A 19,382-nucleotide genomic window follows, 5' to 3' on the forward strand; every position below is an offset into this window, starting at 1 on the left:
GGCACGCGTGCCTGACGACACCCAGCAGGCGATCCCAACTGTCCCGAGTCCGGCGACCGGAGGTGAACCACCAGAGCACCACATGCACCTGCTCGGGCGGTACTACCGCCAAGTGGAAGCAGGCCGCAAGACGATCGAAGTGAGAGTGGCCACCTCGCAGAAGCGCGCCGTCGCAGTCGGTGACACGGTCGTCTTCCACGACCGGGACACCGGGCGGGACTCGACGTCATCGTGAAGCGGATCGCCCCGTACCACTCCTTCGAGGATCTGCTCAGCTCGGAGGACACCGTGCGCATCGACCCTGACGGGCCTCCTGGAGAGCTGCTCGCCAACCTCCGCAGCATCTACCCGCCGGCCAAGGAAGCCCTCGGCGTTCTCGCCCTCGCATTCGACCACCGCCCTGCCCGGCCCGGCCGCCCCATGCCGATGACGCCCACGCAGTACGCGCAGACCGTCCCCCACCACACGGTGTACGGCTGCCTCTACATCCGCGACGAATACGACCGGCCGATCCAGCTCCGCTCGGTCTACGGCTCGAGACTCTGGCAGTTCCCGGGCGGCAACCTGGACGCCCCAGGCGAAGACCCGCTGCAGACCGCACGGCGAGAGGCGGTCGAGGAGACGGGCCTCGCACTCGGTCTGGACACGCCGAAGCTGCTCCTGACGCACTTCCTTCACGCCGGGCCGCGCCTGCCGCTGAACAAGGTGGGGCTCATCTTCGACGGAGGCCAGCTGACCGCCGGCCAGTTCGGCCGGATCCGACTCGATCCCGCAGAGCACGACATGTGGGCCGTCCACGACCTCGCGACCTGGCAGGAGCTGATGGCGCCGCGCGCCTTCGCCCGCCTCGACGCCCTCGAACGAGCCCGGCGCGGCGAGGGCCCCGCCTACCTGATCACGCACACCTGATCTCCCCAGCACCCCCACCCAGGAGGCAACCGTGCCCGCCGAGGACACCAACACCCGGGTCTGGCAGATCTACGGCCAGCGCCAGCTGGCCCGCGCCTACACCCCGCCCATCCCCGACCGGCTCGGCTGGACGCCCTGGGAAGGGATCGGACCGGGTGCAGAAGTCCTCGGTGACGTCGCCGGCCACCGGACCCTGGACATCGGGTCCGGAGCCGGCCACCACGCCGTCCACCTCGTCCAGGCTCACGGAGCCCGCGTCACCGGCATCGAGCTGTCCCCGACCCAGCATGAACGCGCCGTCTCCGCCCACGCGGACGTTGACGGCGTGGAGTTCGTCCAAGCAGACGTGGCCGAGTACCTGGCCGGAGCCGAGCCGTTCGACGCCGCGTACGCGATCGGGACGCTCGCCTTCATCGACCCGCACCGCTCGCTGCCGGCACTGCGCGACGGCCTGCGTCCGGGCGCCCCCTTGATCCTCTCGCTCCTGCACACCGACCTGCACGGCCGCGGTCCGTCCACGGAAGTAGCCCCGCGCGAGCAGATGATCCTGCTGCGCGACGACCCACCCCTGCCGACACAGATGTGGGTCCTGGCACCGCAGCTATGGGAGGACCTGCTCACCGAGTACGGCTTCCACGTCGAGGCCATCGATCTGCTACCGCACCCCGACAAGTGCGCCATGGTCATCCAGCAGCTCATCCGCGCCCGGCGCGTCCCCGACCGGCCGGCGCGCGTCTCCAGCCGACCCCGCAGCACCAGAGCGCCGAAAGCGCACGCGGCCGTCGGCGTCGGAGCGATCCTGCTCAGTGAACAGGACATCTTGTTGGGCCTGCACCGCCGCGGCACCCTCGAACTGCCTGGCGGCAACGTGGCGGCCGGGGAATCCTTCGAGGACGCGGTGAACCGCGAACCCACCGAGGAGACCGGTCTGGTCGCTCGCGCCAAGGACGTGGGGCTCCTGGGCACGCTCGTCGATCACGTCGCTGGTGTCCTGCGGGTCACCGTCGGCGCGCTCGTCCACGACGCCGGCGTGGCTGCGTGCCGACCGCAAGTCGCTCAAGCTGGACTTCACGACATTGCCGACGGCGTTCGTCCCCACCGCCAAGCGCCTGTTCTACGCCCAGCTCACCCAGGACACCCCGCCCGGGGAGCAGCCGATCACCATCGCCAGCATCCGCACTTACTTCAGCTGCGTACGCCACTTCCTGCTGGGGGCCAACGCCCGCGGACGCACGCTCGCCCAGATGAGTGGCGCGGAGTTGAACGACTACCACCGTGAGCTGGTCGGCCTGCGTCTGTGCCTTACGGGGTTGTGAGCGAATGAGTTCGAGGTGCGCTGGCCTGTTGGTTCGGCTGGTGGGTGATCAGGCGGTTGCGGGGCGGGCGAGGACGAGTTCGGTGCTTGTCGGCCCTCGGGTGGTCCGATGGCTGGCGCGGTCGGAGACCAGGCCGGCGATGGCGCGGTAGGTCTGTGCGAAGTGTTCGCGACGTCCCGTGTACCGCTGCAGCGGGCGCCACTGCTTGTGTTCGGCGTTTGGCGTGCTCGACGCAGATCCTGCGGGAGGACTGCAGTCGACGCCTCTCGCGCCAGGCGTACTGCTCGCCGAGCGGGGCGTCGTCCTTCGGTTTTCTCGGCGGAGCGGAGATCTGGCCGGGGAACTCGTTGGCCAGGCCCCGGTATCCCTCGTCGACCTCGGCCTTCACGTGCGGGTGGAGGCGGAACTGTTCGGCGATGCCTTCGGTGCGTACTGCGGTCTGGTCGTGCATTCTTCCGGGCCGGTCGGCCCCCGACCACAGAGTGCGGCCCTGGCCGTCGCTGATCGTGGTGGTCTTGCAGGTGTTCTGCTTCCTCTTGCCCGAGATGAACGCCCGCCGTCCGGGCCGGTGGGCTTGGGGGCGACGGACCTGGGTCTCAGTGCCGTCGATCCGCAAGGTGACGTCTTCCGCTTCGGCGTAGGCGAACACGTCGGCCAGGGTGTGCAGCCGCACATTGCTCCGGTCGGGGACGGCGAAACCCCGCTCGGCCAGCAGTGGGCGAATCTCCCCGATCGCCCGGGTGATGGTGGACCGCTCCAGGCCGTACAACTCCGCGAGAGCGGCATGCGGGAGCTGATGACGCAGGTAGATCAGGGTGACCAGGACCCTGTCGGTGAAGACGAGGTCGTGCTTCGGCCCTGCGCCCGGCTGTTGCCTGCGTTTCCCTCCTCGTCGCTGGTGCAGCGTGGACTCACACCGCGCGGCCCACGGAAGGGCCAACTCCTCGATCAAGCCGCCGAGATGTGCGCGGGAGATGCCCGTGAAGGCGGGATGGGACAAGGCCGCACGGGCCCATTCCTTCGTCATCACACACGAGGAACCCTGCACGGTCCTTTCCACGTCACGCTCTGGCCTCGCGCGCGGCCTGTTGGTCCTGGTCTCGGTCTGCGAGTGCCGCCGCGGTGGCGCGGGCGAAGGCTTCCAGGTTGTCCAGCATGATGTTGTGTCCGCAGTCCGGGATCCTGACGACGGACACCCCTGCCGCGGTGAGTGCGGCGGTGCCCGTGAGCGGGCCGTCGGCCTCGGGCAGCAGGTAGGCGCGGGGAATCCGCAGGTCCAGCAGAAGCTCACGCATGGTGGGGACGGTGCCGCGGGTGAGGTGGACCGCGCTGCGATGCAGGGCCTCACGGCCGGCCAGACGCATCGTGGACCACCAGTGGGGGCCGACCCGGTCGCGGACCTCTCCCCACCCGTCTGCCAGAAACTCCTGCTCGGAGTAGGCGGCGATCCCGCTGCTGCCCGACGAGGCAGGTGTGCGCGCGATCGGGTCAAGGTTGGCGTCCACCAGGACCAGACGGGAGACCAAGTGCGGGTGCCGGGTGGCCAGGACGATGGCCACCGAGCCACCCATGCTGTGTGCGATCAGCTCGGCACCGGTGACACTCGCGCAGGTCAGGGCTGCGGCGAGCGCATCCGCGTGTGATTCCAGGGTGTAGTTGAAGCCCGTCGGCCGGTCGCTGATGCCGTGACCCAGCATGTCGATCAGCAGCGAACGGCGGCCCGCAAGCAGGGGATGGACCGCGACCTCCGTGAAGTAGGCGGGTGAACTGGCACCCAGACCATGCACGTAGACGCGTGGCGGCTCCTGCCCCGGCAATTCAACCCAGCGGATCTGGTCGCCCTCGGGCGTCACGGTGGCATGGCGCACAGTCTGCTCCCCTGTAGTCAAGATCAATGGAGAGACGAGAGTAGCCACCGAGCCTCGGTGTATCACCACCGGTCCACCGCGCCAGGCCCTTACACCCCGAAGCTCGACCTCGGGCAGGACACCTCACCCGACTATTCGTTCACAACCTCGTTACTTCCACCTACCGCTACCGGCGTGCGGTGCGGCTTCTGTGGGCCTACCGCAGCCGTCTGCCCGATCACCTCGGAGCCGATCCGCTGCGGCGGCCGTCCTGGCAGCCGTGGGCCCGCGCGAACCGGCCCTTGCCGCCGACCTGCCCGCCGCAATTCTTGCCGACCTCCTCGGCCTCCACGTCAACACGGCCGTCCGCTGGGTCACCTACGGCCGCCGAGACTGGGCCGACTACCTCGCCGCCCGCCTTACACAAGACCACGAGCAGAGTTCAGGCCAGTAACACACGCTCGGCGGCATGAGAGTGCATCGACTTGTCCGCAGAGAGACCAGCGTGTACCTCATCAGGGTGCACTCTCGATACCAGGAGTTTCGAGGTCGTCCTCGACGAAGCGGAGTGCTTCTTCCGCGCGTTCGATCAGATCCAAGTAGGTGAGTACCTGAACTCGGCTCTGGTCCGTGTTGAAGGAACGGATGGTACGGGCGACCATCTGCTGAGTGACTCCAGGTACCTCCACGTGATCAGGATTCCCGATCACAACGGTTCCCCGTGTACGAAGGTAATCGTAGTCAAGGTCAAGTGTGTTGCGGTGGATTGTTTCCAGTGTCGGTCCCGCGTCATCCATTCTCTGAACGTAGTTCCTGCATTGACTCACCGCCTCGTGCACCTCGTTCGACATGATCAGGCCGTTGCGGTGCCACCTGACAAGTGCGGCGCCGGGCTTCTTGAGTTCGACGACGTGAACGCTGCGGTCAGCGCGCACGAGAAGAATGTCGTGCTGGTCGAGGGGCAACAGGTCACGTCGTTCCGAGGCTTCTGTGTACTCACCCCCGAAGATCCAGTGATTGCGTCCGATTATCCGTTGAACTGCGGCTTCCGGCGCACTCCTGTCGCTGACGACCTTCCGAAGCTCCTGCAGGAGTTCGCGGCGTTGCCTGATGACCTTTAGCTCGGCCGATCGGTGGTCCTTCTCGGTCGAGTCCAATGCGGGAACGACGCTGCCGTCTTTCCGGTACGTGACGACCTGAATCCGCACATGTTCGTCGGCGCCCGAATCAGGGGGCCCGGATTCTTGGTCGGGTCTCGCCGCCGCAATTACGTCATAGTGACCGCCGCCTGTCCAGTTCACTTCATGTGTGATGCCGCCTGAGTCGTTACCGCTGATCACTTTGTCCAGACGGTCGCGGACGACGTGCGACTCGCTGTCGACAGCGAGCCAGTGGCGGCCAGTTTTGTGCGCGACCGCAGCGGCCGTGCCTAAGTCGCCGAAGTAGTCGAACACGAGGTCACCGGGGTTGGTCGCGATCGTGAGAATCTGTTGCAGCAGTTGTTCCGGCGGCGGAGCTGGCTGGTGCATGTCATCGAGCAGTCCGCGCAGGTGCTGGCGCGCTTGGAAACTTGTCCCCACGTCGGCCGGGCTCCATACCGTGGAGGGCGGCTTGTCAGGGGCCTCCGATAGATAGAGCTTCAGCGTCGGACGGCCGCTGGGCGACCATGCGATACGTCCGTCGCGATCGAGTTCCTCGAAACGCTGCTGGGTGAATCGCCAAGAACGGCGGGCAGGTGGCTGTATGGCCGTGCCGAACGGACCTACCACTTCGTAGCGCAGGTTCTCACGAAGAACGGGGAAGGAGAGGTCGGCTGCTCGCCACGGCCCGCGGGGATCGTTGTCAGGGTTGCGGAAACTCGACTCTGATTCGGCTGTACGAGGGAGAGGGTTCGGCTGCCATGTCGAGGCGTCTTTCGCGAAGACAAGTAGGTAGTCGTGGCTGACCGTGAAGTGACGGGAGTTATTCCGTGCAGGCTTTGGAACGACGACTGTAGATACGAAGTTCGATCGGCCGTAGACCTTGTTCATGAGCACATGGCAGTCAGCGAACTGCCGGTCGTCGACGTGCACCCACGCAGAGCCGTCAGGGGCGAGCAGGTCGCGCACCAGACGCAGATGCACCTGCATCATGCCGAGCCAGGACGCGCGGCCAGGAGCTTCGTGGTGCTCGAACCCCCATTGCATGTCCCACGGCGGTCGCAGATATGCCGACTTGACCCTGCCTCGATACTGGCCGGTGTCCTTCAGGGTGCGAAGTGCGTTCTCGTTGCCGCCATGGATGAGCAGGTTGTCCGCCATCTGATCAGCTTAGGGCTATGGTGCGGGGCCGGGGAGCCGAGGCCGTGCACGTACTTCGGCACCATAAGGTTACGCTCGCTCATCGGCACGAGCGGACGTTCGGGGTGGCGTGAGCCCACGGTCTCGACTAGCGCGCTGACACATCCGCCTTGGGCGAGGATTGCGCATGGTCCGAATACCACCCCTGCACCAGTAGTCAAGCACCTGCAACGCGGCTGCTTGAGCGTCCAACGCGATCCGGACGGCTGCGTCTACCGCCACCGGCTGCGTAGTCTCGCTTTCAAGGGCGAAGACGCCCATGGAGTTCCGGCCAGCTGGATCATTACCGCCCCGGTCGCCCGGGCCGTCGCCGTCCTGGAACGCTTCCAACCAGCCGAGCAGCTCGCCGTCCAGAGTGGTGGCATCCGGCAGTTGCACAGCCCCAGCCCCCATCTCCGGGAACGCCGGAAGTATCTCGGTGCCGCGCCTGGAGCGCAGCACCACCCGGCCCATCGCCTCATGAAGGCGTTCGGGGGCACGTCGCGGTGGCCGAGACGTGGACAACGGACAGCAACAAATCCTGTCCATATCCCGAAGCCTTGGACGACTTCTTCGCTCGGTTCGAACCGCCTACCGCCGATGAAGACGCAGTCACCTACAACGGTGACGTAGAGGTCATCCGCTCCATGGTGCGATGACGCCCTCGGCCGTCCCTCCGAGCAGGGGCGCCAGGTGCTCGGCCATCACGAGCAGGGTCCGGTCCGAATAAGCCGGTCCTACGAGCTGCACACCGATCGGGAGGCCGTCGGCGCCGTGCGCGATAGGCATGACGAGGCTGGGCAGACCGACGTGGCTGGTGAGGTTGGCCCAGCCGGTCTGGTCGAAGAAGCTCCGTTCGACGCCGTCGACCGTGAGAGAACGGCTCCCGGCCGGGATCGCCGCGGTGGGAGCGGCGGGCGTAATGAGGACGTCGTACTGACCGTCGGCGAAGAACCGGTGCCACGTCTGCTGGAGCCGGAGGCGCTCCTCGTTGGCGCGGAGCCAGGCGCGGTGTGTCTGCGTGCGGTGGCGGAGGATGGCGGCCCGTGGGCTCGCGTCGTCCGCGTGCAGGCCACGGGCCGCGGCGAGTTCGGCCTCGCCGACGGCATCGTCGGTGGCGGCCGTCGTGGTGGCGTGGAGGAGCTGCTCGAAGAGGCGGAGGGATTCGGCGAAGCCAACCGGCTCCGCAGTGCGGTGGACACTGGCGCCGGCGGAGGCGAGTGTCCCTTCCAGGGCGGCGACAGCATCGGCGATGTTGCGGTCGATGGGGCAGCTCGCGTCTTCGGCCCACACCGCCACGCGGAGCTGGCCGATCTGGCGCTGCGCCGTGGGCAGCGTGACGCTCCAAGGGTTGTTTTCGTCGGGTGACGGTGTCGTCAGTGCGGCGAGGAGCAGGTCGAGGTCGCGGGGGTCGCGGGCCAGGGGGCCGGGGGTGAACATGTCGCTGCTGGTGATCCATCCCGGCGGGCGGGGGATGTGGCCGCGGGCCGGGATGAGTCCGTGGGTGGGGCGCAGGCCGTAGACGCCGCAGTAGTGGGCGGGGAGCCGCAGGGAGCCGGCGAGGTCGCTGCCGAGGTCGGCGGGGGTCAGGTGGGCGGCGACTGCTGCGGCGGGGCCTCCGGAGGAGCCGCCGGTGGTGTGCTTGGGGTCGTGCGGGTTGAGCGTGGGGCCGAACAGGACGTTGTCGGTGTGCAGGTCCTGGCAGTACGCAGGGGTGTTGGTCTTGCCCATGATGACGGCACCTTGGTGGCGGAGCCGGGCGACCGCGTCGGCGTCGCGTGTTGGGACGTGGTCGGCGAGGTCTTCGGCGCCGCTGGTGGTGCGCAGGCCCGCCGTCTCGAAGCTGTCCTTGATCGTGAGGGGAAGGCCGTTGAGGACGCCGGTGCTCTCGCTGCGGGCGCGGCGTTCGTCGGCTGCATGCGCGGCGGCTCGGGCCGCGTTGTCGTCGCGCGTGACGACGGCGTTGATCTGGCTGGCGTCTATCTGGGCGAGGTGCAGGTCGAGCAGTTCGCGGCTGGAGATCTCGCCGCGGTCCAGGGCCCGGAGCTGGACGTGGGCGGGCTGGTGGGTGAGGTCGTTCGTCATGCGGAGACTCGCTCAAGGTGGGGGACTCGTGCGGGCTGGCGGGGCAGGTGGCGCGCGACATCGAGGAGAGCGTCGATGTCGTCCATGGGCCTGGTGGTCTGGCGTTCGAAGTCGGCGAACTCGGTGAGCTGGTCGGGCTCCGGGCGGGCGCCGGCGGCCCTGGCGGCGATTCCGGCGAGGATCTGGTCCGCCGTGACGGCCGCGGACAGATCCTTTCCGTGCAGCCCTCGGGCCCGGTGACGGGCTTCGCTGGCCTCACGGACGGCGGCGTCGAGGTACTGGCGGATCACGAACCGGCCGTCCCGGATCTCGACGGCTCGGCGGTAGAGCCGGATCGAGATGCGACGGAAGCGGCGCCGCTGGGCCGGGTCGACCCTGTCGATCGGCAGCTCGATCTCGGGTGCCTCGCTGTAGAAGGCCAGCCATAGGGGGCGCAGCCCGTAGTAGCTGCGGTACTGCTTGATCCGGTACCGGACGCTCTGGGCCTGGTCGCTGATGGTGGGCACGAGCCAGCCGATCAGCGTGAGCATGGCGCCGACATCGCCGCAGGTCCAGGCAAAGCCCTCCCATTCCGCGAGAGAGGTGTCGAAGGCGGCGGCGATCACGTTGCCGATGCGGACGGCGCTGTATCCGAGGGTGACGGTCGCGCCGAGGGCGACGATGCGCAGGCCGACGCGGACGGACCCGCGAATGCTGCGGAGGGCCAGGCGCCAGCAGGCGCGGGCGAGGAAGACTTCGCCGATGGTGTAGGCCGTGACGTACAGGGTGAGGTACGCGGCGTACCAGTCGTCGTGCGCATAGTAGAGCGTGAAGTCGATCGGGTGCGGCGCGTTGGGCGTCAGCAGGGCGAACAGCACCAGCAGCCCGGCGATCACCGCGAAGCCGACCCAGAGCCAGCGGCGACTGCGCCGGCGGGCTACCTCGGGCGGGGATCCCCAGTGGGTGAGGACCACCTGTTGGCAGCCCAGGAGCGCGACCACGCAGCCCTGCGCGAGGGGCACGGAGATGTTGACGGTGCCGAGCACACGGTCGAGGTAGTTCCACATCGGCGTGATGGAGAACAGGAACGAGAGCCCTGACAGCAGGAAGACGGCGGCCAGCGCGGCCGAGGCGGGGTCGCGGCGCCGGGTGGGCACGTCCCGCAGGAGGCAGAGGAAGCCGAGCGTCGCGACGACGAGGCTGATCGGGTGGAGCAGGTCCTTCACGGCCGGGCCTCCCGTCGGCGCAGCAGCGTGTGCGTGACCCGGTCCTGTACTTCGTCCCCGGAGGACTCGTCGCTGCGCAGCCACCGGTCGATGATCTGGCGCTGGAGCAGCGATGCTAGGAGTTCGGTGTCTCGCTCCTCGTCCTCGTCGTACTTGGTGCGCCCCAACATCATCTGCACGGTGGCCGGGTCCACGCTGGTGATGAAGGCCGGAGCCAGCGCGGAGACCGGTCGGTTCTCGTGGTGGCCGAGCAGTAGGTGGCTGAACTCGTGGGCGATGATGTGGTCCTGGTGCAGGACACTGGTCCACGGGTCGTAGAAAACGTGGACGGCACTCTCTGTAACGGCACATGCCCCGCACACCGAGGGCGCCTGCTCCCGGGGCTCTAGGACCACCGTCCGTCCCGTGCGGCGAGACACCTCGTCGCTGAGGTCGCGGATATTGGTGACGTACGGGAGCTTCAGCTCGGCCAAGAGGTCAGGCCGGCGCAGCCTACGTGCAGACCACATTGCTTTCCTTGATCATTAACTGAACTACGGCCGTTTACGCGCCAGTTGAGGGCGGCAACCCCTCGGATTTACGCACGCTCTCAACGATCCCCAGGACGGCATCCTTTCCGTCTGCGGAGACGTCGGATAGACGAAGAAGAACGTTCTTGATCTTCGTGTCGCGAAGCAGCGCGAGCAACTCAAGTTCCTGCACGGTCCTTTCGGCGACAGCATCGTCGAACCAATAGGCGGGATCCACGCCAAAGAACCCTGCGAGCGCTTCGAGATGACGCTTCGTCGGGTTATCGCGCTGCCCGGTCCGCAAGAGCCACAGGTACTGCCCCGACAGCTTGCCCAGCCCTCGCTTCTCCATCAGTTCGGCCACTTCAGCGTTGCTGTAAGGGCCGCGATCGGGCGGGTGCACGGTGTCGAACAGGCGGTTTAGGCGATCCATGAGCCCCTTGGAGCTCACCTGACCTTCGGCCACTCTTTCATGATCCTTTCCGGGGCGGGCTTCGTCGTCACGTCAGCCACCCTACCCCGCCATAAACAGCAGTTTGACGCGCCGATCACACGTGTGGAAAGTTCTTCCTCACCAGCACGTTTCCGTGTGACGCGTACCGCCTGTTTCAGGGCGACCTGTCCGTTTCTGCCGACTGGAGTACGCCGGGCGGCGTGGCGCAAGCCACATTCACCCAGCCACATACGTCACGTCTGGCAGGCCGTATTTGATCTTCGATCGGAAAGCGCGGAGGCGACCGTGGAAACTCCTCATCCACATCGCTTTTCCGCTGCCGGAAATACCAGACTCCCGCTCCAACTCGGGCACAATGGCACGCTCTTGGCGTACGTGGCAACCGCGGCAACGGTGCGCTTCGACGCGAGGACGGGCCCCGCCAGGCCCTGTGCGGACGGCTGCGGCACACGACCGTTCGGGGACTCTCTGCGACCAGTACAGAGTTTAAGAACCAAGTCTGGATCTTGACACCGGTCCGTGCGTATGTTCGTCGTCCCCGGGCAGCCCGCCTGCGGCGACGAACGTGAGGAGACCGCGAGCACGGACCGGACCGCGAAGGTCCGCAAACAGCGACGGCGCCCGAGAGCGGTAACTCACGGACGCCGAACGCTAAGCGGCATACCCGCCCCGGCAAGGGCGGAGATTGCCCACCATCACCACGCTGAGTCCTTCCGAGGGGCGCGTCAGCGTGGCAACACTGCAAAGGGGAGTATCGCATGCCTCCTGCCCTGCGTAAAAGGCTCTTCCGCCTGGCCTGCGCGGCAGCCACCACCGCCTCGGCGCCTCAGCGCCCCGAGCCGGACCGCACCACCCTGGCCCCGGCGAGCAGCCGGACCCGCCCGCTCGTCTGGAGCGGCCGATGAGCAGCGAAGCCCGCGAGTGGGTGTGGGAGCACAGCTCCAGCCGAGGGGCCGCGCGCCTGGTCCTGCTGTCGATCGCCGACCGGGTGGCCGACGAGCAGTGCATCTCCTGGGCCTCGTTGTCCAGCCTGGCCAAGCGCACCCGCGCCTCGGTCTCCACGGTGCGCGAAGCCGTCGAGCGCCTGCTCCTGGCCGGCGAGCTGGAACAGCTCGATGACCTCGTAGGCCCTCAGCGCAGCACGGTCTACCGCATGCCTCTCGCCGCCGAAGTGGTCGCCCAGGCCCAGCGCGAGCAGCAGGAAGACAGCGACACGGCGGCAGTAGACGAGCCCGCAAGCCCCGCGAAGCTCCGGCTCTCTGCTCTGCGGCGGTACGGAATCCGCCCGCGTGAGGTGCCGGAATCCCCCGGGAGGGTCCGGAATCCGGCAGTACCGGAAACCGGCAGGTCGAGGCGAAAACCGGCACAGCGCCGTACCGGCTACCGGCACAGCGATGTACCGGCTACCGGCACACAGAACCGTAGTGAACCTGATTTGAACCGGAGGTACAGCAGTAGTGGTGCTGCCGTCCTCTCGGCTGCCGAGTGGCAGGTCGACTCCGCCACCCACACCTGGGCCCGCCAGCAGGGACACCTCGATCGCCTCGGCGAGCAGGGCCTTCGGGCCGCCGACGCGAAGTGGCGTGCACACCGGGCGGGCCATGCTCCGAGGGCGGCGGAAGCCTGGGCTGCCGACTGGCGCTCCTGGGTCGCCCGGGAGCACGCTCCCAGCCGACCGAACCTCTACGCCGTGCCCGGCAAGAACACCGCCGTACCGGGGGGCATGACGCGGACGGAGGCCCACACCGCCGCCCTGCTTGCCGCCCTCGACGAGCCGACCGGAACGGAGGGCTGACCGTGGACCGCCGCGAAATCGCAGCCCTGCTGGCCTACATCGGCCGACTCGACCCCCGCACCATCCGCACCGACCAAGGCGAGGCGCGCGACCAGCTCGCCCAGTGGCACGAGCTGCTGGGCGACGTGCCGATGGCCACCCCGCACGGCTGGGACGTCCGCGTCGCCGCCCGCCAGCACATCCGCGCCTCGCCGTACCAGATCCTGCCTGCGGACCTGGCCCGTCCCTGGGAGAGCTACCGGCGCGACCGCCTGGCGAGGCACTCCGATCCCACGCCGTCCGTCGACCCGGACGACCAGGCCGCCTGGACCGCCGAACTGGTCGGCACCCGCCGAGCCGTCGCCGCCGGTACCGCGCAGCCCGCGCAGCCCCGGGCGATCACCAGCGGTCGCGACGGAGTCGACCCGAAGCTGGAGGCGCGGCTGCGGGAGATCGGCTCCTGCATACCGCCCGCCGCCCGAGCAGCCCTCGCGCCCTACCGGCCCGCCCGCGCAGTCCGTGAGGCCGCTGTCGCGCAGGGACTGCCCGACGTCCTGAGCGTGCGGTGCGACTGGTGCCTGGCCCAGCCTGGCGAGCCGTGCCGCCGCCGCAGGATCGGCCCCGACGGCGGAGCTCGTGGAACCGCCCCGCGCGCCACCCCGCACCCCGGCCGACTCGACCTCGCCACCGCCCAGCAGGCCCAGCAGCCCGCCCTGGCCTGACCGGCGCACCCGGCGCGTGCACCCCCGTCCGCTGCACCGCCACCCGACACGTCCCGCACCGGCTGCGACGCACGCCCCGCGCCGCAGCCGGCACCCGACGCCGCACCCGCCGAGCACCGCCCTAGCCCGCCGCGGCAGCACATCGGAGACCCGCCTTGCGCCACATCACCACCCACGAAGCGCCGGCCACCGGCCTGCGCGGCATCGCAGACACCAGCTGGCACACCCGCGCAGCGTGCCACGGCATGGACGTCGAAGACGCCGACGCCGTGTTCTTCCCCGGGCCCCGGGACCACGAGGAGATCGCGGAGGCGAAGGAGCTGTGCGGCTGGTGCCCCGTACGCCGCGAGTGCCTGGACTTCGCCCTGGAGAACGTCCTCAAGGAGGGCGTCTGGGGCGGCCTCACCGAAGCCGAGCGGCGCCCGCTGCACGACGGACTGCACCAGCGCCTGGACTACCGGCGCGTGACCGCCTTCTTCCAGGGACGCGACGTGCACCTGACCGAGGCCGAGCGGCAGGTCGTCATCGACCACGCCTACGTCCGGGGCTGGCAGCCCGACCGGCTCGCCGCCGCCCTGCAGATCAGCCACAAGCACGCCCGAGACCTGCTCCGGCAAGCCGCCAACAAGGTCCTCGACCGCGACCGTAACTACGGCGCGCCCCGCCCCAAGAAGAAGCGGAAGAGGACCTCCAAGACCAAGGGCACCCCCGCGCCCGCAGCTCCCGGCACGCAGCAGCCGGCAGGCCGCCCGGCAGCGTCGCCCCCGACGCACGCCCCTCTCGGAAAGGCAGCATGACCCACCCCGTCCTCGCCTTCGGTGCTACTTCGGACCTCCCTCTCCTCCTCGCCGCCGTCGTGCCCGCCACCCTCGCGCTCGTGCTGACCGCCTGGACCATCCGGCGCCGGGGATCTCGCTCGCAGAAACGTCTCGGCGGCCCGGCGGTCAAGGTCGCCGCCGTCGCCGCCCTCGGCTGCACCGCCTACAGCGCCGACACCTCGTGGCGGTTCGCCGCCGACTACCTCGACATGGCCGGCGCCGCCGAGCGCGCCGGCATGTTCGCCGCCGCCGAACTCGCCCTGTTCGCCACCGCGCTGATGGCACGGCAGAACCTCGCCGTCCAGGGCGCCCCCGGCCTGCCGGGCACGCTGGTCTGGGTGATCACCACGGTGCAGGTGATCCCCGCCTACGCAGAGAGCGGCCCCATCGGCGGCACGGTCCGCGCCTTCGTCGGACCAGTCATGGCGGCGATGCTGTGGCACCTGGCCATGGGCATCGAACTGCGCCTGCGCACACCCGGCGCCGCCTCAAAAGGACTGATCGCCGTCCTGGGCCGGGAGGCACGTGAGCGTCTCCTGTCCCGCCTCGGCATCGCCGCGCGAGACCGCGACGCCGCACAGATCACCCGGGACCGGGCCACCGCCCGAGCGGTCGCCCTCGCCGCCCGACTCGCCGAGCGCACACCCGAGCAGCAGCGGAACCGTCGAGGCCGGCGGCTGACCCGACGCCTGTCGAAGGCGGTCGGCAGGGCTTCGGTCGGCACCGACCCCCTCCAGCAAGCACAGCTGCTCGACCAGCTCGCCGCCCGGCGACACGCGCTCGCTCTCGCCACGGTCCCGCTCCCTTCTCCCTGGTCCCCGGCGCACAGCAGCGCATCGGCGGCCACGGCCCCCGCACAGCCGACATCGAATGTGCCGGTCCCCGTCCCCGGTCCCGACAGTTCCGACGAGCCGGTCCCGGACCGAGGACCGAGGACTCCTCGGGGACCGGTCCCGGAAGAGGCGGACCCTGAAGCCAAGGTCGGCGCGGGGACCAAGGGCGACGAAACGGGAACTACCGCGGGGACCAAGCCCCCTGAGGACGGCGCGGTCCCGGGGACCGGTCCCGCCGATCCAGAAGCCGCAGCCCGGGTCTCAGCGGCCACGAGGACCGACCGCAACGCGCGAGAAGTAGCAGCTCAGGACCCAGATTCTCATCGGGGACCGAGCCTCGCGAAGTCGGGGACCGAGAGCACCGAGGACCGGGGACTGACCGCCACCGAGTCCGGAACCGAGACCACCCAGGACCGAGGACCGACCGCCACCGAATCCGGGACCGAGACCACCCAGGACCGAGGACACAAGGTCCCACTCCGTCGGAAGCCGGCCAGGAAGTCCCGGACGAAGAACAAGGACAACCGTGCCCGGTCCCGCTCTCCGCAGACGGAGCGCCCGGCACGCGAGCTGGGCGAGTCCGAGCGCCAGCTTGTCCACGAGGTACGCCCCCATGTTCCCGCCCTGCTCGAACGGGACGGCAACGGAGCGATCACCCGGGTGCAGCTGCGCGAAATCATCCGCCGCCAGGGCCTGACGGGTGTCGGGAACGACCGACTCGGCCTCGTCCTCCAGGAGCTGCGGAACGAGGACATCACGACGACGAGGAGCACCGCCCGATGAAGACCTGCCACCAGTTCGACACCGTCCGCGCGGAGTACGAGCGAGAGATCGGGTTCATGCTCGCTCACTCCGAGCGGCACGCGGGCAGGCCGGCGGCGAAGTCCAGCGCGAAGCAAGCTGCCTCGGCGAAACAGCGGATGGCTCGCGCGCTCAACAGCCACGTCGGGCGCTGCCCCGAGTGCGGCTGAACCGGCAAAGCCCCAGTTCAAAGCCCGTGCCCGCAAAGGTGGCCCGGCTCCGTACCGGGCCACCGCCCCGCTTAGGAGGTACGCCGTGATTCCGCGTCCCCCTCGTTCTTCCGAGCCCACCGTCGCCGAGGCCGATGCCTGGGCGGACGTCCTGGTCCGCCAGCAACTCCTACACGCCGTCGTCCTCACGCCGACCGGGCAGTGGCTCGTCCAGGACCGCCCCGACGGGCCGGTCCGCGTCCTTGCCAGCCCAGCCGATGTCCTCGCGCTGGCCGCAACCATCCAGCAGCGCACCCGCTCTACGAGGCCCGAATCCTGATGACGAACGCACGCAAGAACGGCACTACCCCGGAACCTGATCCCGACTCCAACTCGGTCTCGGGGCGAGCAAGTTGGGGCGGAAGCGTAGCTTCCGCCGAACCCGCCCCCTCGGGGGCGGGAGAGGACCTGCACCGGAGGGCGCAGGTCCTTGAGGCTTCGACCGGGGGCGGATCGAAGCCAGGGCAGGAGGAGAAGCAGACTGAACCGCGTGTACGCCGACAGCGCGCTCCTCGCGCCCGCCAGCGTCCGCGCCAGTCGCCCGAGAAGAAGCGCCTCCACCAGCCCAACACACGTTTCAATGATGATGAGTTCGCCGTGATCAAGTCCGCCGCCGCCCAGTGCAATCTGTCCGTCGCCGGGTTCCTCGCCCGCTCCGCGCTCGCCGCCGCCCGCGACCTCAACCGCACCAGCGCCGAGATCGCCGACGAACGCGAAGTCATCACAGCCCTCTTCGACAGCCGACGTCGGCTCGGCTGGGCCGGCAGTAATCTCAACCAGGCAGTCAAGGCGCTCAACTCCGGTGCAGACGTTCCTCAGCTCGAAGCGGCCGTCGCCGCCGTACGGCGTGCCGCCGACACCGCCCACGAAGCCGCCACACGGCTGATCGAGCACCACGGCTCATGATCCCCAGCGTCAACCCGTCCGGGTCGGACACCAGAGGTCTCCTCTACTACCTCTACGAGACCGGCAAGTACGAGGATCACACCGACCCCCATCTCGTCGCCTCCTTCGACGGCATGTCCCCCGACCCCGGACGCCACCCGAGCGCCACCCTCACAGACCTCCAGCAGCTCCTCGACCAGCCCGTGATGGCCCTCGCAAAGCACGCCCGCCCGGCCAAGCACGTGTGGCACACCTCCGTACGCGCCGACCCCGGCGACCGGATCCTGTCCGACGAGGAGTGGGCCGGCATCGCCCGCCGCATCGTCGCCGCCACCGGCATCGACCCCGGCGACGGACAGCCCGGCTGCCGTTGGGCCGCCGTACGCCACGCCGACGACCACATCCACATCGTCGCCACCCTCGTCACCGAGGACGGCCACCGCCCCGACGACTTCCGCTCCGGCGCCCGCGCCCAGGCAGAAGCCCGGCTCATCGAGAAGGAACTCGGCCTCCACCAGGTCGCCCCCGGCGACGGCACCGCAGCCCAACGGCCCACCAGCGCCGAACGCCACAAAGCCGAGCGGCAGGGTCGCGAGCGCACCGCCCGCGAGGAACTGCGCGAAACCGTACGACGGGCGGTGGCCGGCGCGAGGAGCGACGAGGAGTTCTTCGACCGGCTCGCCACCGCCGGCCTCCTGATCCGCAAGCGCGCCGCTCCCTCTGGCGACCTCCTCGGGTACAAGGTCGCCCTGCCCGATGACCTGAACAAGGACGGCGAGCCGGTGTTCTACCCCGGCGCGCGCCTGGCCCCCGACCTGTCGCTGCCCCGCATCCGCGAGCGCTGGGCCGGTGACGCGCAGGACGTTCCGGCTGCCCGGCGGGAGGATGCGATCCGTACGGAGCCGGGCAGTCCGGCCGCCGCACGCCGCGGAACAGCCTCGGCCGTGTGGCAGGCCGTGCTCGTCGTCGAGCACGGCGAGGACGCGGTCGCCGCCGCCCACATCGCAGCGGCCGGCGAGGTCCTGGATGCCCTCGCGAAGACCTCCGCCGCCCACACCCGCCGCGAACTGCGCGACGCTGCAACGGCTTTCGAACGGGCCTCGCGCTCTCACGTCCGCGCCGTGCGCGGGCACGATCGAGTCCTGCGGCAGGCCGCCCGCGACCTCGTCCAAAGCGGCCCGGCCCTCGGCCGCGGCGAGGACGGAGCCACCACGGCCATGGCTATCGACATGCTGTTCTTCCTCATCACCGCCGCCGCGCACTGGCACGCCAGGAAGGGGCACGCCCAGCAGGCCGAGGCCGCTACCCGGGCCGCCGCGCACCTGCGCACCGCCTACCAGGCCGCCGCCGCCCAGCCCCTAGGCGTGCTCTACCAGCGCGGCCGACGTCTGAGCCGACCGATGCTCCAGCGGCAGACCGTGCTGCTGCGCGAGGCGCTGCCGGAGCTGGCCGAGCAGATCCTCGCCGAACCCGGCTGGTACGCCCTGGCGGCGACCATCGCGGAAGCCGAAGCCGCCGGACACGACGCGGCCGTCCTTCTGTCCGACGTTGCCGGCCGCCGCGAACTCGGCACCGCGGACTCCGTCAGCGACGTGCTCGTGTGGCGGATGCGGCGGACCGCCGATCTGCCCGCCGACGCCTCCCACCTGCCCGAGACCAGCACCGCAGGGCGCCGGTCCGCAACGCGCGGGACGACCACCAGGCCCTCCGCGCCCGGCAGGCAGCGCAGCGGAGAGGACACATCACGTAAGCCCCTGTGAGCCCGCCGGGTGCCTGCACGCGGACTCAGTGCATCACCGAGAGAAGGGACAGCGCCACCGCTTCGCCCGCAATCCAGAGCATGGCCGTGCGCCACATCGAACCTCGGTGGCGACCAGGTCCGATGTGGGGGCTGTCGGCATCCGTGCACCCGCAGGACGGACGAGCATGGCGCAGGTGGGGCGAGTCGAGCCAGTAGGCGTCGCGAAGTTGAGCGGTCGAGGGAGACGATGGCGTGTGATCGGGCACACCCTGGCATGGCCACCCCGGCGCATGGAGACACGCATCGTGGCCAACTCATCCTCTGGGCAGCCGAGAAGCCGAATACCTCTGCTGACCTGGCCGGAGGTGACTGTGGACTTTGTGAATTGAAACCGCCGGGGGCGTGGGGCACGATCATGAAACGCGCAGGACGAGGTGCTGAGGTAGAGGAGGACGCCGAGGTGTTTCACCGGATACGCCGCAGGGCCAAGGAGCCGAGCGAAGCCCAGAGACAGTTCGCCGAGCTGTACGTGCAGCTGCAGGGCCAAGTCCCGCCCGGCTTCGGAGTGTCGGCGCCTGAGACGGAGTCCGCCGAGCCAGCCGCCATCGTGGACGACTTCCTCCCGCCGGAACTGCGCGTGCCGAGCCACGACCAGGTCGACGGCAAGATGATGCCGTGGAAGCAGCCCCTCGTCCTCGAAGGCGAGATGGCCGCCTGCACCGAGTGCGGCGCATATCGGGACTGGCTCATCCTCTCCACCCGTGGCGAGATCTGGCTGCGCTGCCGGGCAGGCCACCAGCAGCAGGAGACCCGCATCGACACCGCCTGGTACAACCGGCACTCCGGACCGGCGGACGCGACGCACGCCACGTTCGAGGACTGCCTGCGCCACCTCGGGCACTGACCACCACTCCTACGACCCCACCGGGCCTGCAGGCCCGCACTGACCACCCGTC

General features: G+C 69.3%; 20 protein-coding genes and 1 pseudogene. 14 read left to right on the forward strand and 7 right to left on the reverse strand.

Translation table 11 applies throughout. From position 1 onward, the window contains the following. The first annotated feature begins 7 nt into the window (after positions 1–7). The 3 genes from QQM72_RS08785 to QQM72_RS08795 are packed head-to-tail and all read left to right on the forward strand — an operon-like array spanning position 8 to position 2,188. Positions 8–235, forward strand: a complete 228-nt coding sequence (locus QQM72_RS08785) for an ASCH domain-containing protein (protein ID WP_314220228.1) — start codon at positions 8–10, stop codon at positions 233–235. Next, positions 232–909, forward strand: coding sequence for an NUDIX domain-containing protein (locus QQM72_RS08790; protein WP_314220229.1), 678 nt, complete (start codon positions 232–234; stop codon positions 907–909). Before QQM72_RS08785 ends, QQM72_RS08790 begins: the two co-directional genes overlap by 4 nt. 31 nt (positions 910–940) lie before the next feature. Further along, positions 941–2,188, forward strand: coding sequence for a bifunctional class I SAM-dependent methyltransferase/NUDIX hydrolase (locus tag QQM72_RS08795; RefSeq protein ID WP_314220230.1), 1,248 nt, complete (start codon positions 941–943; stop codon positions 2,186–2,188). 85 nt (positions 2,189–2,273) lie between these two features. Here QQM72_RS08795 and QQM72_RS08800 read toward each other — a convergent pair. Next, positions 2,274–3,252, reverse strand: a pseudogene (locus tag QQM72_RS08800) (transposase family protein). Between the two features lie 34 nt (positions 3,253–3,286). Next, entirely contained in the window at positions 3,287–4,093 is an 807-nt protein-coding gene (locus QQM72_RS08805) for an alpha/beta fold hydrolase (protein ID WP_314220231.1), read from the reverse strand. A gap of 259 nt (positions 4,094–4,352) precedes the next feature. On the opposite strand from QQM72_RS08805, the gene QQM72_RS08810 reads away from it, so the two are divergent. After that, the gene (locus QQM72_RS08810; RefSeq protein WP_314220232.1) at positions 4,353–4,526 is read left to right on the forward strand and encodes a hypothetical protein; all 174 of its coding nucleotides are present in this window, start codon (positions 4,353–4,355) and stop codon (positions 4,524–4,526) included. Between the two features lie 61 nt (positions 4,527–4,587). On the opposite strand, the gene QQM72_RS08815 is transcribed toward QQM72_RS08810, so the two are convergent. The 5 genes from QQM72_RS08815 to QQM72_RS08835 form a co-directional block, all read right to left on the reverse strand. Further along, positions 4,588–6,372: a Shedu anti-phage system protein SduA domain-containing protein gene (locus QQM72_RS08815; RefSeq protein ID WP_314220233.1), complete on the reverse strand. Its 1,785-nt coding sequence runs from the start codon at positions 6,370–6,372 to the stop codon at positions 4,588–4,590. A gap of 654 nt (positions 6,373–7,026) precedes the next feature. Continuing rightward, entirely contained in the window at positions 7,027–8,475 is a 1,449-nt protein-coding gene (locus tag QQM72_RS08820; RefSeq protein ID WP_314220234.1) for an amidase family protein, read from the reverse strand. Beyond that, positions 8,472–9,680 (reverse strand): MAB_1171c family putative transporter, encoded by a 1,209-nt coding sequence (locus QQM72_RS08825; RefSeq protein WP_314220235.1) that lies wholly within the window; start codon positions 9,678–9,680, stop codon positions 8,472–8,474. The genes QQM72_RS08820 and QQM72_RS08825 overlap by 4 nt, the downstream gene beginning before the upstream one ends. Continuing rightward, a complete protein-coding gene (locus QQM72_RS08830; RefSeq protein ID WP_314220236.1) occupies positions 9,677–10,189 on the reverse strand; it encodes a hypothetical protein in 513 nt (170 codons plus the stop codon). Before QQM72_RS08830 ends, QQM72_RS08825 begins: the two co-directional genes overlap by 4 nt. 34 nt (positions 10,190–10,223) lie before the next feature. Beyond that, positions 10,224–10,655, reverse strand: coding sequence for an XRE family transcriptional regulator (locus tag QQM72_RS08835; RefSeq protein WP_314220237.1), 432 nt, complete (start codon positions 10,653–10,655; stop codon positions 10,224–10,226). Positions 10,656–11,401: 746 nt separating this feature from the next. Here QQM72_RS08835 and QQM72_RS08840 point away from each other — a divergent pair. The 10 genes from QQM72_RS08840 to QQM72_RS08885 all read left to right on the forward strand — a co-directional run bounded on the left by QQM72_RS08840 (position 11,402) and on the right by QQM72_RS08885 (position 19,330). Beyond that, entirely contained in the window at positions 11,402–11,548 is a 147-nt protein-coding gene (locus QQM72_RS08840) for a hypothetical protein (protein ID WP_314220238.1), read from the forward strand. Continuing rightward, the gene (locus tag QQM72_RS08845; RefSeq protein ID WP_314220239.1) at positions 11,545–12,438 is read left to right on the forward strand and encodes a helix-turn-helix domain-containing protein; all 894 of its coding nucleotides are present in this window, start codon (positions 11,545–11,547) and stop codon (positions 12,436–12,438) included. The genes QQM72_RS08840 and QQM72_RS08845 overlap by 4 nt, the downstream gene beginning before the upstream one ends. 2 nt (positions 12,439–12,440) lie before the next feature. Then, positions 12,441–13,139, forward strand: coding sequence for a zinc finger domain-containing protein (locus tag QQM72_RS08850; RefSeq protein ID WP_314220240.1), 699 nt, complete (start codon positions 12,441–12,443; stop codon positions 13,137–13,139). A 155-nt stretch (positions 13,140–13,294) separates the two neighbouring features. Continuing rightward, entirely contained in the window at positions 13,295–13,936 is a 642-nt protein-coding gene (locus QQM72_RS08855) for a WhiB family transcriptional regulator (RefSeq protein ID WP_314220241.1), read from the forward strand. Further along, positions 13,933–15,573, forward strand: coding sequence for a hypothetical protein (locus tag QQM72_RS08860; RefSeq protein WP_314220242.1), 1,641 nt, complete (start codon positions 13,933–13,935; stop codon positions 15,571–15,573). Before QQM72_RS08855 ends, QQM72_RS08860 begins: the two co-directional genes overlap by 4 nt. Beyond that, complete coding sequence (locus QQM72_RS08865) at positions 15,570–15,761, forward strand: hypothetical protein (protein WP_057608355.1); 192 nt, start codon at positions 15,570–15,572, stop codon at positions 15,759–15,761. Before QQM72_RS08860 ends, QQM72_RS08865 begins: the two co-directional genes overlap by 4 nt. Before the next feature lie 85 nt (positions 15,762–15,846). Next, on the forward strand, positions 15,847–16,080 hold the full coding sequence (locus tag QQM72_RS08870) for a hypothetical protein (RefSeq protein ID WP_314220243.1): 234 nt from the start codon (positions 15,847–15,849) through the stop codon (positions 16,078–16,080). Positions 16,081–16,397: 317 nt separating this feature from the next. Next, positions 16,398–16,706, forward strand: coding sequence for a mobilization protein (locus tag QQM72_RS08875; protein WP_102912502.1), 309 nt, complete (start codon positions 16,398–16,400; stop codon positions 16,704–16,706). Continuing rightward, complete coding sequence (locus tag QQM72_RS08880; protein ID WP_314220244.1) at positions 16,703–18,445, forward strand: relaxase/mobilization nuclease domain-containing protein; 1,743 nt, start codon at positions 16,703–16,705, stop codon at positions 18,443–18,445. Before QQM72_RS08875 ends, QQM72_RS08880 begins: the two co-directional genes overlap by 4 nt. A gap of 441 nt (positions 18,446–18,886) precedes the next feature. Further along, the gene (locus QQM72_RS08885) at positions 18,887–19,330 is read left to right on the forward strand and encodes a hypothetical protein (RefSeq protein WP_314220245.1); all 444 of its coding nucleotides are present in this window, start codon (positions 18,887–18,889) and stop codon (positions 19,328–19,330) included. The last annotated feature ends 52 nt before the right edge of the window (positions 19,331–19,382 follow it).

The organism is Streptomyces zaehneri, assembly GCF_032248645.1.
GTDB classification, from domain to species: domain Bacteria; phylum Actinomycetota; class Actinomycetes; order Streptomycetales; family Streptomycetaceae; genus Streptomyces; species Streptomyces coriariae.

Coding starts and splice junctions, on each gene's coding strand:
- QQM72_RS08815 (WP_314220233.1), bottom strand. CDS start 6,372: ATGGCGGACAACCTGCTCATCCATGGCGGCAACGAGAACGCACTTCGC.
- QQM72_RS08820 (WP_314220234.1), bottom strand. CDS start 8,475: ATGACGAACGACCTCACCCACCAGCCCGCCCACGTCCAGCTCCGGGCC.
- QQM72_RS08830 (WP_314220236.1), bottom strand. CDS start 10,189: ATGTGGTCTGCACGTAGGCTGCGCCGGCCTGACCTCTTGGCCGAGCTG.
- QQM72_RS08840 (WP_314220238.1), top strand. CDS start 11,402: ATGCCTCCTGCCCTGCGTAAAAGGCTCTTCCGCCTGGCCTGCGCGGCA.
- QQM72_RS08845 (WP_314220239.1), top strand. CDS start 11,545: ATGAGCAGCGAAGCCCGCGAGTGGGTGTGGGAGCACAGCTCCAGCCGA.
- QQM72_RS08860 (WP_314220242.1), top strand. CDS start 13,933: ATGACCCACCCCGTCCTCGCCTTCGGTGCTACTTCGGACCTCCCTCTC.
- QQM72_RS08865 (WP_057608355.1), top strand. CDS start 15,570: ATGAAGACCTGCCACCAGTTCGACACCGTCCGCGCGGAGTACGAGCGA.
- QQM72_RS08880 (WP_314220244.1), top strand. CDS start 16,703: ATGATCCCCAGCGTCAACCCGTCCGGGTCGGACACCAGAGGTCTCCTC.